The organism is Arenibaculum sp., from assembly GCF_035998295.1.
Taxonomy (GTDB): domain Bacteria; phylum Pseudomonadota; class Alphaproteobacteria; order Azospirillales; family Azospirillaceae; genus DASYHS01.
Genome location: NZ_DASYHS010000174.1, coordinates 25,981 through 39,607 on the forward strand (window position 1 = coordinate 25,981; position 13,627 = coordinate 39,607).

Annotated in this window: 10 protein-coding genes and 2 tRNA genes; 2 read left to right on the forward strand and 10 right to left on the reverse strand. The window is 68.0% G+C overall.

Translation table 11 applies throughout. The features are described 5' to 3' along the window. Positions 1 to 144: 144 nt before the first annotated feature. The 10 genes from lon to VGO20_RS17510 form a co-directional block, all read right to left on the reverse strand. Positions 145 to 2,553, reverse strand: a complete 2,409-nt coding sequence (gene lon / locus VGO20_RS17465; protein ID WP_327503649.1) for an endopeptidase La — start codon at positions 2,551 to 2,553, stop codon at positions 145 to 147. Between the two features lie 168 nt (positions 2,554 to 2,721). Beyond that, the gene (gene clpX / locus VGO20_RS17470; protein WP_327503650.1) at positions 2,722 to 3,987 is read right to left on the reverse strand and encodes an ATP-dependent Clp protease ATP-binding subunit ClpX; all 1,266 of its coding nucleotides are present in this window, start codon (positions 3,985 to 3,987) and stop codon (positions 2,722 to 2,724) included. 203 nt (positions 3,988 to 4,190) lie between these two features. Then, entirely contained in the window at positions 4,191 to 4,820 is a 630-nt protein-coding gene (gene clpP / locus VGO20_RS17475; RefSeq protein ID WP_327503651.1) for an ATP-dependent Clp endopeptidase proteolytic subunit ClpP, read from the reverse strand. Positions 4,821 to 4,887: 67 nt separating this feature from the next. Then, entirely contained in the window at positions 4,888 to 6,225 is a 1,338-nt protein-coding gene (tig, locus tag VGO20_RS17480) for a trigger factor (RefSeq protein ID WP_327503652.1), read from the reverse strand. A 96-nt stretch (positions 6,226 to 6,321) separates the two neighbouring features. After that, positions 6,322 to 6,406, reverse strand: a tRNA-Leu gene (locus VGO20_RS17485). A gap of 137 nt (positions 6,407 to 6,543) precedes the next feature. Further along, positions 6,544 to 6,747, reverse strand: coding sequence for a hypothetical protein (locus VGO20_RS17490; RefSeq protein ID WP_327503653.1), 204 nt, complete (start codon positions 6,745 to 6,747; stop codon positions 6,544 to 6,546). Positions 6,748 to 6,901: 154 nt separating this feature from the next. Further along, positions 6,902 to 8,362 (reverse strand): malonyl-CoA decarboxylase, encoded by a 1,461-nt coding sequence (locus VGO20_RS17495; protein WP_327503654.1) that lies wholly within the window; start codon positions 8,360 to 8,362, stop codon positions 6,902 to 6,904. A 49-nt stretch (positions 8,363 to 8,411) separates the two neighbouring features. Then, complete coding sequence (locus VGO20_RS17500) at positions 8,412 to 9,890, reverse strand: NAD(P)H-hydrate dehydratase (RefSeq protein WP_327503659.1); 1,479 nt, start codon at positions 9,888 to 9,890, stop codon at positions 8,412 to 8,414. 40 nt (positions 9,891 to 9,930) lie between these two features. Beyond that, entirely contained in the window at positions 9,931 to 10,695 is a 765-nt protein-coding gene (locus VGO20_RS17505) for an HpcH/HpaI aldolase family protein (RefSeq protein WP_327503655.1), read from the reverse strand. 220 nt (positions 10,696 to 10,915) lie between these two features. Then, positions 10,916 to 10,991, reverse strand: a tRNA-His gene (locus tag VGO20_RS17510). Between the two features lie 291 nt (positions 10,992 to 11,282). Between VGO20_RS17510 and VGO20_RS17515 the strand changes: the two genes are divergently transcribed. Together VGO20_RS17515 and glnA are read left to right on the forward strand one after the other, a co-directional pair. Beyond that, positions 11,283 to 11,621, forward strand: coding sequence for a P-II family nitrogen regulator (locus VGO20_RS17515; RefSeq protein ID WP_327503656.1), 339 nt, complete (start codon positions 11,283 to 11,285; stop codon positions 11,619 to 11,621). A 155-nt stretch (positions 11,622 to 11,776) separates the two neighbouring features. Continuing rightward, positions 11,777 to 13,186, forward strand: coding sequence for a type I glutamate--ammonia ligase (gene glnA, locus VGO20_RS17520; RefSeq protein WP_327503657.1), 1,410 nt, complete (start codon positions 11,777 to 11,779; stop codon positions 13,184 to 13,186). The last annotated feature ends 441 nt before the right edge of the window (positions 13,187 to 13,627 follow it).

Sequence of the window (13,627 nt, forward strand, 5' to 3'; positions counted from 1 at the left end):
AAAGCCCCCCTTCAAACCGCAAAGAATTCAACGAGAAACAACCGGCTCAACTTTCAGGGCAGAAGTGTAAGCCTAGCCCGCCGCGCCCGTCAATTGTGCAAGGCGCGGCGGGGCTCGGAATTTATGCAGTTTTCCGGGCTTGGCTCAATGCCGAATCACTTCCTCGCGGTCGGATTCCGCATTTTTTGCCGCCACGGCTTCGACTTCGTTCGCCTCCGTCCACTCGATCGGAGCCAGCGGCTTGGTCAAGGCGTGGTGCAGCACCTCGTCGGCGATGGAGACGGGAACGATCTCCAGACCGCGTTTGACGTTGTCGGGGATGTCCGCGAGGTCCTTCTCGTTGTCCTTGGGGATCAGCACCGTCTTCAGCCCGCCGCGCAGTGCTGCGAGCAGCTTCTCCTTCAGGCCGCCGATCGGCAGGACCCGGCCCCGCAGCGTGATCTCGCCGGTCATCGCGACGTCCTTGCGGACCGGAATGCCGGTCAGCACCGAGACGATCGAGGTCACCATGGCGACGCCCGCGGACGGGCCGTCCTTCGGGGTCGCCCCCTCGGGAACGTGGACGTGGATGTCCTTGCGGCCGAACAGGTCCGGGCGGATGCCGAACTGGGCTGCGCGCGACTTCACGAAGCTCTCCGCCGCCTGGACGGATTCCTTCATCACGTCGCCCAGCGTGCCGGTCGTGGTGATCCGGCCCTTGCCGGGCAGCATCACCGCCTCGATCGACAGCAGCTCGCCGCCGACCTCGGTCCAGGCCAGGCCGGTCGTTACGCCGACCAGATCCTCCGCCTCGGCCTCGCCGAAGCGGAACTTGCGCACGCCCGCGTACTTGTCGAGGTTGCGGCGCGTGATCTGGACCTTGTCGAGACCCTTCATCAGGATCTCCTTCACCGACTTGCGGCACAGATTCGCGATCTCGCGCTCCATGCTGCGCACCCCCGCCTCGCGGGTGTAGTAGCGGATCACGTCGCGCAGGGCGTCGTCGGAGATCGTGAACTCGCCGTCCTTGAGGCCGTTCGCCTTCATCTCCTTGCTGATGAGGTGGCGCTTGGCGATCTCGACCTTCTCGTCCTCGGTGTAGCCGGCGACGCGGATGATCTCCATGCGGTCCATCAGCGGCTGCGGCATGCGCAGCGTGTTGGCCGTGCACACGAACATCACGTCCGACAGGTCGTAGTCGACCTCGAGGTAATGGTCGTTGAAGGTCGAGTTCTGCTCGGGATCGAGGACCTCGAGCAGGGCGGACGACGGGTCGCCCCGCCAGTCGGCGCCGAGCTTGTCGACCTCGTCCAGCAGGAACAGCGGGTTGGACGACTTCGCCTTCTTCATGCCCTGGACGACCTTGCCCGGCATCGAGCCGATATAGGTGCGCCGGTGGCCGCGGACCTCGGCCTCGTCCCGCACGCCGCCCAGCGACATGCGCACGAAGTTGCGGCCGGTCGCCTTGGCGATCGACTTGCCAAGCGAGGTCTTGCCGACGCCCGGCGGGCCGACCAGGCACAGGATCGGGCCCTTGACCTTCTCCATGCGCTGCTGCACCGCGAGGTATTCGAGGATGCGCTCCTTGACCTTCTCGAGCCCGAAATGGTCGTTGTTCAGCACGTGCTCGGCCAGCTTCAGGTCCTTCTTGACCTTGGTGCGCTTCTTCCACGGGATGCTGAGCATCCAGTCGAGATAGTTGCGCACGACCGTCGCCTCGGCCGACATCGGGCTCATGGTGCGCAGCTTCTTCAGCTCCGCCATCGCCTTCTCGCGGGCTTCCTTGCTGAACTTGGTCTTCTGGATCCGCTCCTCGAGCTCGGCGGCCTCGTCGCGGCCGTCCTCACTCTCGCCGAGCTCCTTCTGGATCGCCTTCAGCTGCTCGTTGAGATAGTACTCGCGCTGCGTCTTCTCCATCTGCCGCTTGACGCGGTTGCGGATGCGCTTCTCGACCTGGAGAACGCCGATCTCGCCTTCCATGAAGGCGTAGATGCGCTCGAGCCGGTCGGACACGCCCGCGGACTCGAGGAGCTGCTGCTTCTCGGGGATCTTGAGCGCGAGGTGGGAGGCGACGGTGTCGGCGAGCTTACCGGCGTTCTCGATCTGGTTGACCGAGACCAGGACCTCCGGCGGGATCTTCTTGTTGAGCTTGATGTACTGCTCGAACTGGGAGACGACGGCGCGCGACAGGGCTTCGAGCTCCTGGCCGTCGGCGGCCTTCTCCTCCACCAGCTCGGCATAGGCCTGGAAGAAGTCCTCGTTCTCGGCGAAGCGGGTGATGCTCGCCCGCTGGCCGCCTTCGACCAGGACCTTGACCGTGCCGTCCGGCAGCTTCAGGAGCTGCAGGACCGTGCCGACGGTGCCGATGGTGTAGATGTCGCCGGGAGTCGGGTCGTCCTGCGCGGCGTTCTTCTGGGTGACCAGCAGGATCTGCTTGTCATCCTTCATGACGTCCTCGAGCGCGCGCACCGACTTCTCGCGCCCCACGAAGAGCGGCACGATCATGTGCGGAAACACCACGATGTCGCGCAACGGCAGAACCGGGTAGAGGGCTCCGCGAGGGATTTCGAGCATCTTCTATCGCCTCATGTGTGAAGGCCGTCAGCCCGGAATGGGCCTGAAGGGTCACACCCCTGTACGGGCGTGCAGACCGACAGCGGCAGAAGTTAACGTGGCCCGGTCGCCCGGCCCCTTCAAGCCCTTGAAATCCGCAGGGGCCTTACGGGGTCGGGCGGAACCGCGTCACGCCCCCGGAGCGACGTCGCCGCGGCGGTCGGAATAGATGTAGAGCGGCTTGGCCCGGCCTTCCACGACCTCGCGGTTGATCATGATCTGGTCCACGCCCTGCAGCCCCGGCAGTTCGAACATCGGGTCGAGCAGGATACCCTCCATGATCGAGCGCAGGCCGCGAGCGCCGGTCTTGCGCTGGATCGCCTTGGTGGCGATGCCGCGCAGCGCCTCGTCGGCGAATTCCAGCCGCACGTCCTCCATCTCGAACAGGCGCTGGTACTGCTTGACCAGCGCGTTCTTCGGCTTGGTCAGGATGTCCATCAGCGCCGACTCGTCCAGGTCGGACAGGGTCGCGACCACCGGCAGGCGGCCGACGAACTCCGGGATCAGGCCGAACTTCAGCAGGTCCTCCGGCTCGACCTCGCGCAGCACCTCGCCGGTCCGCCGCTCGTCGGGGCTCTTCACGTCGGCGCCGAAGCCGATCGAGGTGCCCTTGCCGCGCTGGGCGATGATCTTTTCCAGCCCGGCGAAGGCGCCGCCGCAGATGAACAAGATGTTCGTCGTGTCGACCTGCAGGAACTCCTGCTGGGGATGCTTGCGCCCGCCCTGCGGCGGGACCGACGCGATCGTCCCCTCCATGATCTTCAGCAGGGCCTGCTGCACGCCCTCGCCCGACACGTCGCGCGTGATCGAGGGGTTGTCGGACTTGCGGCTGATCTTGTCGACCTCGTCGATGTACACGATCCCGCGCTGGGCCCGCTCGACGTTGTAGTCGGCGGCCTGGAGCAGCTTGAGGATGATGTTCTCGACGTCCTCGCCGACGTAGCCCGCCTCGGTCAGCGTCGTGGCGTCGGCCATGGTGAAGGGCACGTCGATGATGCGCGCCAGCGTCTGCGCGAGCAGCGTCTTGCCGCAGCCGGTCGGGCCGACGAGCAGGATGTTCGACTTCGCCAGCTCGACGTCGTTGTGCTTCGTGCCGTGCGCGAGACGCTTGTAGTGGTTGTGGACCGCGACAGAGAGCACGCGCTTGGCATGGTCCTGGCCGATCACGTAGTCGTCGAGTACCGCATGGATGTCCCGCGGCGTGGGGACGCCATCGCGGGACTTGACCAACGTGGTCTTGTTCTCCTCGCGGATGATGTCCATGCACAGTTCGACGCATTCATCGCAGATGAACACGGTCGGGCCGGCAATCAGCTTGCGAACCTCGTGCTGGCTCTTTCCGCAGAAGGAGCAGTACAAGGTGTTCTTCGAATCGCCGCCGGTGGACTTGGTCATTGGGGCTCCGTCACAGCACCGTCAAGCAGTCGGGACGACCTCGTCCGGGTTCGGCGAACCCCGACCGCCTTTCCCCGACCACCTCTCAGAAGTGGCCTGGTCCCTCCCCTGCCCGGCGGCGTCGGCCACCGCCGGAACCCGGGGGAACCAGGGCTATTCAACAACACGCGATGCGCGGCGATCAATATTTTGTTGTGGCGCTGTCACGCACCTTCGCCCGTCGGTACCGGCCGGCTCTTCACCACCTCGTCGATCAGCCCGAACTCCATGGCCTCCTGGGGCGACAGGAACTTGTCGCGGTCCATCATCTGCTCGATGCGCTCGAGCGGCTGCCCGGTGTGGTGGGCATAGATGTCGTTGAGGCGCGTGCGGAGCTTCAGGATCTCCTCGGCCTGGATCTCGATGTCGGCGGCCTGGCCTTGCGCGCCGCCGGACGGCTGATGGATCATGACCCGGCTGTTGGGCAGGGAGAACCGCTTGCCCTTCGCGCCGGCCGCCAGCAGCAGCGACCCCATGCTCGACGCCTGGCCGATGCACATCGTCGAGACCTGGGGCCGGATGTACTGCATCGTGTCGTAGATCGCGAGGCCCGAGGTGACGTAGCCGCCCGGCGAGTTGATGTAGAATCCGATGTCCTTGGTCGGGTTCTCGGACTCGAGGAACAGGAGCTGGGCGCAGATCAGGCTGGCGACCCCGTCGGTCACCGGCCCGATCAGAAAGATGATCCGTTCCTTGAGCAGGCGCGAGTAGATGTCGAACGCCCGCTCGCCCCGGTTGGTCTGCTCGATGACCATGGGCACGAGCGCATTCATCCGCGGCTCGATGTCGTACATGCTCGTCTTTTCTCCTTGCGTACCGAATGCGGCCCGGCAGGGCAGGCCGCATCTTCCCACCCGCGGATCAGGCGGCTTCCCCGGTCGTCTCGTCGGGCTCGCGCATCAGCTCCTCGACGCTCACCGTGTGCTCGCTGACCTTGGCCTGTTCCAGAATGTGGTCGACGACCTTGTCCTCGAACAGGGGGGCGCGCAAGTTCTCGATCGCCTGGCGGTTGCCGCGCAGGAACTCGAACACCTGGCGCTCCTGGCCGGGGTAGCGCTGCGCCTCGGCGAACATCGCCCGGTTCACCTCGTCCGGCGTCACCTGGATGTCGTTGCGCCGCCCGACCTCGGCCAGAAGCAGGCCCAGCCGGACCCGGCGCTCGGCGATGGCGCGGTACTCCGCCTTCAGCTGGTCCTCGCCCTTGGACGCGTCCTCGGTCGCGCCGCCGCGCTCGATCTCCTGCTGGAGGCGCTTCCAGATGCCCTCGAACTCGGCATCGACGAGGGACTGCGGCACCTCGAACGAATAGGCCTCGGCCAGCTTGTCCAGCAGCGCGCGCTTGATCCGGGCGCGCGAGAGCTGCCCGTAGTCGTGGCCGATCCGCTCGCGCACCATCTTGCGCAGCGCCTCGAGGTCGTCGAGCCCGAGCGACTTCGCGAACTCGTCGTCCACGGTGACCGCCTTCGGGGTCTTCACTTCCTTGACGTCGACCTCGAACACCGCTTCCTTGCCGGCGAGGTCGGCGGCGCCGTAGTTCTCCGGGAAGGTGACCGTGACCGTGCGGTGCTCCCCGACCTTGGCGCCCGTGAGCTGCTCCTCGAAGGTGTCGATGAAGCTGCCCGAGCCGATCACCAGTTCGTGCCCCTCGGCCTTCATGCCGGGCTTGCGCTCGCCGTCGACCGAACCGTCGAAGTCGATCACGACGGCGTCGTCCTTCTGGGCCGCATGCCCCTCGGGAGCGGCCTCGAACTCGCGCCGGCTATCGGCCACGCGCTGGATCGCCTGCTCGACCTGCTCGTCCGATACCTCGGCCATCGGCTTCTGGAGTTCGATGGAGGAGAAGTCCGACGGCTCGATGTCGGGCAGAAGCTCGAGCGACATGTTGTATTCGAGGTCCTTGCCCTCCTCGAACTGGGTCACCTCGATCTTGGGTTGGACCGCCGGGCGCAGGCCGCGCTCCGTGACGGCCTTCTGCGAGCTGTCAGCGACCGCCTGCTCGAGGACCTCGCCCATGACCGCCTGGCCGTAGCGCTGCTTGAGCAGCGTGGCCGGCACCTTGCCCGGGCGGAAGCCCGGCAGGCGCATGGTCCGGCCCATCTCCTGGAGCCGGTCCTTCATCTTGCGCTCGATATCCTGGGCGGAGACGACGACCTTGAACTCCCGGTTGAGGCCGTCTGCGCTGGTCTCGGTGATCTGCATCGGACTGAAAGCCTGTCTTGTTGGCGGTGACGGCCCCTCGACGCGGGGCCATCCGCGGCACGTTTTTCCGTTCTGGTCCCGTGTGGGGCGGAGCCATGGTGCGGGCGAAGGGACTCGAACCCCCACGACTCTCGTCAGCGGAACCTAAATCCGCCGCGTCTACCAATTCCGCCACGCCCGCACATGCATGTTCCCGGCGCGCCGGTAGTCCGGTCGCCGGGGTGGCTTTCATAGCACACTAGATTCGGCTTCGACAGGCAAAATCAGGCTGGCGGACTGCCATCTCGAACAGGTCCCGAAGGGATGTGCCCGCCCGGTTCAGGCGCTCGCGCGCTGACTGAAGATCGCCGCGAAGGAACTGAGCGAGAGGGTGCGCAATTCGTCGCTCACCTCGCCCTTCTCGTAATGCACGGCATAGCGCACGTGAGGAATGCCGGCACAATCCGAACTCAGCGACAGGACTCGGACGGTCTCGACGACCTGCCCGAAATGGGTCCGCCGATAGACGGCACCCTCCGTCACCTGCTCTTCGCCCCTGCTTCGTCTTAGGAACATCTCGTCCACGCCTATCACGGTTCGTTGGCGGAATGTCCATTCACGCTACAGGTCAAGTCTTGACGAAAAGTTAAGTTCACATCAACCAAAATTTGTCGCTTTTTATGCACATTTACTTGGCTCAGCCACCATTCCTCGCGAGTCCTCGCAGCGCTGCCGAGGCCATGATCTTGCCTTCCCCGGTATAGGCCTCGTGGTTGGCCTCGATGTCGGGGAGCTTGTAGCGGTAGTTGATCATCAGCCCCGCCGCCTGGCGCAGGCCGTTCTCCGACACGTCGCCGAGGAAGTTCAGCCTCTCCATCCGGGCGCCGTTGGAGAGGTGGAAATGGGCGACCGGGTCACGCGCCCTGCGGCCGGTGCGCTCGGCGACCAGGTAGCGGGCGCCGAGCCGCATCAGCGGCTCGTGCAGGTCGGCGCACAACGGCTCGTCCTCCGGCCAGCGCGGCACCGACAGCGCCTCGGCCAGCAGCGGCCGTTCCCTGCTCCAGCCCCGCTCGCGCGCCCGCGCCTCGAGGCGGTCGCGCTCGCCCGGCGTCAGCAGCCCGTCGCCGGATTCGGCGAGCGCCGCGTCGAGCCAGCGGCGGAAGCCCGGCATCGGCGACAGGGTGGCGAAGGTCTTCAGGTTCGGCAGTTCCGCCGCCAGCAGGTCGACGACGCGCTTGATCAGGAAGTTCCCGAAGCTGATCCCGGCGAGGCCCCGCTGGGCGTTGGAGATCGAGTAGAAGATGGCGGTGTCGGTGTGCTGCGGGTCGAGCACCGGCGCGTTCTGGTCCAGCAGCGGCTGGATGCGTTCCGACATCGCCTCCACCAGGGCGACCTCGACGAAGATCAGCGGCTCGTCGGGCATGCGGGGATGGAAGAAGGCGAAGCAGCGCCGGTCCCGGTCGAGCCGGTTCTTCAGGTCCTCCCAGCCGTGGATCGCATGGACGGCCTCGTAGGCGATCAGCTTCTCCAGCAGCGAAGCCGGGCTGTCCCAGGTGATTCGCCGCAGGTCGAGGAAGCCGATGTCGAACCAGGAGCGCAGCAACCCTTTGAGATCCTCCTCCAGCCCGGCCAGCACCGGGTCCCCGTCCTTGACGAAGGACAGCAGGTCGGCGCGCATGTCGACCAGGAACTTCACCCCCTCCGGCAGCCCGTTGAACTGGGTCAGCAGCTTCAGGCGCCCGGGCTCCAGCGCCTGGCGCAGCGTCCGCTCGGCGGCACGCCGCTCCTGCGCCGTGACCGCCTGCCTCATCCGTTCTGCGGCCTCGTCGACCATAACGGCATCGGTGCCGAACTCGCCCGCGAGCACCTGCAGGAAGTTGCGCCGCCCCACCCGGTCGAGGCCGAGATAGAGCCGGCCGAGCGCCGCGGCCCGGCCGCGCGCCGATACCTCGCCGCCCCGCCCCTCCAGGCAGGCGCGCATGTGCTGCTTCAGGCGGTCGGCGTCCTCGCGCGGCAGATGGGGCCGCGGCGGCGCGCCGACGGCCTCGCGGGCGGCCGCCGCGATGTCGCGCCACGCCGAGCGGAGATTCTGGAGCGTGCGGTCCAGGAAGGTCGTCTGGCCCGCGCGCTCGGGAACGGCTGTCTGGGCATCGCTCATGGCCGGGACTCTTCCGGACCGTGTTCGCGGATGCAACGGAAAGGAATGGCTAGCCCGGACCGGCACCGCGGGCCTGGGCATCCCGCAGGCCCCGGAGCAGCGTCGGCAGCGCCTCGGGCAGGTCCTCCGCGATCAGCCCCGGGCCGACGGCCCGGGCCGCTTCCCCGTGCAGCCAGGCGGCGGCGAGGGTCGCCTCGAAGGCGGGCATGCGCTGGGCGAGCAGGCCGAGCACCATGCCGGCGAGCACGTCGCCGGAACCGGCGGTAGCCAGGTCCGGCGGGGCGTCGGCGCAGATAGCGGCGCGGCCGTCCGGTGCCGCGACGACCGTGTCGGCCCCCTTCAGCAGGACGACCGCCCCGGCCTCGGCCGCGGCGCGGCGCGTGCGCGCGACCTTGTCGCCGGGGCCGTCGAACAGCCGGTCGCCGAACAGCCGGCCGAACTCGCCCTCGTGGGGCGTCAGCACGCACCGCCCCGTCAGCCCGGCGAACAGTTCCTCCTTGCGGCCCGCGAAGGCGGTCAGCGCGTCCGCGTCCAGGACCACCGCCCCGCCCCCACTCTTCGCCGCGCCCAGTGCGGCGAGCGTGCGCGTGCGCGTCGTCGGGCCGGTGCCGGCGCCCGGCCCGACCAGCACCGCGTTGCGCCGCGGATCGGCCAGGTAGCGGGCGAAAGCGGACGGCGTCCCGGCCGGCTCGACGATCAGCCCGGGATCGCCCGCCGCGTAGATCGCCGCGGCCTCGGGCGGGCAGGTGACGGTCAGCAGCCCCGCGCCGACCCGCCTCGCCGCCCGCGCCGCGAGGCGGGCGGCACCGGTCATGCGCGCCCCGCCCCACACGACGGCGTGGCCGCGGTCGTACTTGTGCTGGTCCGGCCGCGGCACCGGCAGGGCGTCCAGCCACAAGTCCGGATGGTTCGCGGCCAGCGCCGGCCCGATCGCGTCGAGGACGCCGTCCGGAATGCCGATATCGGCGACGACGACCTCGCCGCACAGCATGCGGCCCGGCAGCAGCAGGTGCCCGGGCTTGCGCCGGAAGAAGGTCACGGTGAGGACGGCAGGCGCCGCCGTCCCGAGCACCTGCCCGCTGTCGCCATGCACGCCGCTCGGCACGTCGACGGCGACGACCGGCAGGCCGGAGGCGCGCACGCCCTCCACCAGATCGGCCGTGCTCCCGGCAAGGGGGCGGGCGAGGCCGGCGCCGAACAGCGCGTCGACGACGAGCCCCGCCCCCTCCAGCAGCGCCGGCGCCGCCGGCTCGACCGGGCCGGACCAGCCGGACGCGGCCCAGGCGGCATCGCCCGCGAGCGCCGCCCGGTCGCCCAGCAGGCCGACCCGCACCGGCCATCCCGCCTCTGCCAGGTGGCGCGCGGCCACGAAGCCGTCCCCGCCGTTGTTCCCGGGACCGCAGAGGATCGCGACCGGGCATGGGCGCCAACGCGACGCGGCGGCGTCGGCGACCGCCCCGCCCGCCGCCTCCATCAGCCGGGTGCCGGGAATGCCTGCCGCGATCGCGGCGGCGTCGGCGGCGTACATCTGCGCGACGCCGAGCAGGGCGTGGCGCCGATCCACGGCCTCAGCCCTTCAGGCTCGCCGTGAGGGCAAGCGCCGCCTCGCGCAGCAGCATCACGTCCGACCCCGGGACGATCAGCCGGCATCCGGCGTCGCGCAGTTCCGCGACGGGGCGGACCGGGTTCGGCATCGTGCCGTAGAGGCAGCCGGAATCGAGGATCGCGCGCTCGGCCCGCATCAGCAGCTCGCGGACCTCGGGACGGTCGAACTGGCCGAGCCGGCCGATGCTGCCCGACAGGTCGAAGGGGCCGACGAACAGCATGTCGACGCCGGGCACGCGGGCGATGTCGGGGATCGCCTCGACGCCTTCCAGCGTCTCGATCTGGCAGATCACCAGCAGGTTCGCGTTGGCGTCCCGGATGTAGTCCTTCTCCATGCCGAAGCGCGAGGCGCGGACGATGCCGGCGGCGCAGCCGCGGGTCCCTTCGGGCGGATAGCGGCAAGCCGACACGGCCGCCCTCGCCTCCTCGGCCGAGGAGACGGCCGGGAACATCACCCCCTCCATGCCGAGGTCGAGGATGCGCTTGACGTAGACCGCGTCGTTCCAGGGCACGCGGATCAGCGCGGTGCAGGGCGTCGTCTGGACGGCCCGCAGCAGGGCCGCGCCGTCGGCCAGCGTCCCCGGCCCGTGCTCGTGGTCGATCAGCACGCAGTCGAAGCCGGCATTGGCGACGATCTCGGCCACCGCGGGGTCCGCGAGCCCGAGAAAGGCGCCGTAGCAGGTCTCGCCGTCCCGCAGCCGCCGCTTGAGCGTATTCTCCCTGTACATGCGCGCCCCCTCAGAAGTGGTCGGGTCTCAGCACCTCGACGTCCGACAGGTACACGATCCCGACATGCTTCTCCAGAAGGGCCTGGATGTCGCCGAGCGACCGGCACGCTCCCGTAGGCATCGAGGACCTCGGGACGAACTCGCCCAAGCGCGCCGCCCGATCCGGGGACGCCGTCGATCGCGATGAAAGAGGGGGAGGGGAAAGGAAATGCTTGTGGAATGGGGCGACGGACGGGATTCGAACCCGCGACCGCTCGGACCACAACCGAGAGCTCTACCAACTGAGCTACCGCCGCCGCCGTGGGCGCTGCTTATGCCGTAAGGGCACCTGCCCGTCAAGAGAACATTTCACGCCGCCCGCCGGTTCCTCCCGGTGTCCGGGAGGCGGAGCCTTTCCGCCCGGCATTCGGGCACGAAGCCTATTTAATGTGCAGGCCGTGATGCGAATATGGGCACGAACAAGGTGCGTTCGCCGGGGACGGGCCTGCGGACGCTGGAGCCCGGCGGTTGGCATGGCCCGTGCTTAAGGATTAGGCGAACGCTCGCACGGCGCCGTTGCCGTACAAGGGAGTCGCAAGACAGTTTCCATGAAAAAGATCGAAGCGATCATAAAGCCGTTCAAGCTGGACGAGGTGAAGGAAGCCCTTCACGAGGTCGGCATCAAGGGCATCACCGTCACCGAGGCGAAGGGCTTCGGGCGGCAGAAGGGCCACACGGAGCTGTACCGCGGCGCCGAATACGTCGTGGATTTCCTGCCCAAGGTGAAGATCGAGGTCGTCATGGACGACGCTCAGGTCGAGCGCGCGATCGAGGCGATCCAGCAGGCCGCCCACACCGGCCGGATCGGCGACGGCAAGATCTTCGTGACGCCGGTCGAGGAAGTCGTGCGCATCCGTACCGGCGAGAAGGGTTCGGACGCCGTCTAGGCGCCGCCGGCCCCGACAGACACCGCCGCGAAGAGGGCCGACCGGGCCGGGTCCCGGGCCGGAGCCCCCGCTTCGTGCGCGCGCAACCATGGACGGCCGCCCCACGGGGGGACGACCGTCCGCATCAACCACACCAAAGAAACGGAAACCGAGGCATGTCCGACACCAGCAAGGTCTTCGATCTGATCAAGGAACACGACGTCAAGTACGTGGACCTTCGCTTCACCGACCTGCGCGGCAAGCTGCAGCACACCGCGCAGCACATCAGCACGATCGACGAGGACGTCTTCACCGACGGCATCATGTTCGACGGCTCCTCGATCGCCGGCTGGAAGGCGATCAACGAGTCCGACATGGTGCTGATGCCGGACGCGTCGACCGCGGTGATGGACCCGTTCTCGGCCCAGCCGACGCTGACGGTGTTCTGCGACGTCTACGAGCCCTCGACCGGCCAGCCCTACGAGCGCGACCCGCGCTCGATCGCGAAGGCCGCCGAGCGCTACATCGCGACGGCCGGCATCGGCGACACCGTGTTCTTCGGACCCGAGGCGGAGTTCTTCGTGTTCGACGACGTCAAGTTCGACGTCCAGATGAACAAGGTGTTCTACGAGTTCAACTCCGAGGAAGGCCCCTACACCTCGGGCCGCGAGTATCCCGACGGCAACCTCGGCCACCGGCCGGCGGTGAAGGGCGGCTACTTCCCGGTCCCGCCGGTGGACAGCGGCTCCGACCTGCGCGCCGAGATGATCACCGTGCTGGCCGAGATGGGCGTGCCGGTCGAGAAGCACCACCACGAGGTGGCGCCGTCGCAGCATGAGCTGGGCATCAAGTTCGACACTCTCGTGAAGTGCGCGGACAACATGCAGCTCTACAAATACGTGGTGCACAACGTCGCCCACGCCTACGGCAAGTCCGCGACGTTCATGCCGAAGCCGGTCTACGGCGACAACGGCTCGGGCATGCACTGCCACCAATCGATCTGGAAGGAAGGCAAGCCGCTGTTCGCGGGCAACCTCTACGCCGACCTGTCCGAGACGGCGCTCTACTACATCGGCGGCATCATCAAGCACGCCCGCGCGCTGAACGCCTTCACCAACCCGATCACCAACAGCTACAAGCGCCTGGTGCCGGGCTACGAGGCGCCGGTGCTGCTGGCCTACTCGGCCCGCAACCGCTCGGCTTCCTGCCGCATCCCCTACGTGTCGAGCCCGAAGGGCAAGCGCGTCGAGGTCCGCTTCCCCGATCCGGCGGCCAACCCCTACGTCTCCTTCGCGGCGATGCTGATGGCCGGCCTGGACGGCATCCAGAACAAGATCCATCCCGGCGACGCGATGGACAAGAACCTGTACGACCTGCCGCCGGACGAGCTGGCCCAGGTCCCGACCGTCTGCCGCTCGCTGCGCGAAGCGCTGGAGTACCTGCAGGCCGACAACGCCTTCCTGCGCAAGGGCGACGTCTTCACGCAAGACATGATCGACGGCTACATCGAGCTGAAGATGGAAGAGGTCCTCGCCTTCGAGACCTCGCCGCACCCGATCGAGTACAAGATGTACTATTCCGTGTGAGCCGGAACGCGGACCCTCCGGGGGTCCGAGCCTTGCCCGGCCTCCGCGGGGCGACGCGTAGAGACGACGCCATGGACGGCCTCCCCGAGCGATCGCGGGAGGCCGTTTCGTCTTCGAGGGGCGGCCGCGGCGCCGTGGTCGAGACGCCCCTGCTCCTTCTCCACGCCGGGCCACGGCCGCGAAAGCCGGCCCGTCCTCCCGGCAATTCCTGCCGCGCACCCGGCAGAATTGGATCGCGCAGGTCCTGCCGGAGACGGGCCCGCGCAGTCGGAAAGTGGCGGATTTCCTGGGTTTTCCGCGGTGGCACGGAACTTGTTTTCCCCTATGCCCGAGCGAACATCCTGCGAGGGGAGAAACCCATGTCGAACTCGATCAATACCAACATCGGCGCGATGGTGGCGCTGCGGAACCTCAACAACGTCGGCGACGCGTTGACCGCCA

Coding starts and splice junctions, on each gene's coding strand:
- lon (WP_327503649.1), bottom strand. CDS start 2,553: ATGCTCGAAATCCCTCGCGGAGCCCTCTACCCGGTTCTGCCGTTGCGC.
- clpP (WP_327503651.1), bottom strand. CDS start 4,820: ATGTACGACATCGAGCCGCGGATGAATGCGCTCGTGCCCATGGTCATC.
- VGO20_RS17500 (WP_327503659.1), bottom strand. CDS start 9,890: ATGTACGCCGCCGACGCCGCCGCGATCGCGGCAGGCATTCCCGGCACC.
- VGO20_RS17495 (WP_327503654.1), bottom strand. CDS start 8,362: ATGAGCGATGCCCAGACAGCCGTTCCCGAGCGCGCGGGCCAGACGACC.
- tig (WP_327503652.1), bottom strand. CDS start 6,225: ATGCAGATCACCGAGACCAGCGCAGACGGCCTCAACCGGGAGTTCAAG.
- glnA (WP_327503657.1), top strand. CDS start 11,777: ATGTCCGACACCAGCAAGGTCTTCGATCTGATCAAGGAACACGACGTC.
- VGO20_RS17515 (WP_327503656.1), top strand. CDS start 11,283: ATGAAAAAGATCGAAGCGATCATAAAGCCGTTCAAGCTGGACGAGGTG.
- VGO20_RS17505 (WP_327503655.1), bottom strand. CDS start 10,695: ATGTACAGGGAGAATACGCTCAAGCGGCGGCTGCGGGACGGCGAGACC.
- clpX (WP_327503650.1), bottom strand. CDS start 3,987: ATGACCAAGTCCACCGGCGGCGATTCGAAGAACACCTTGTACTGCTCC.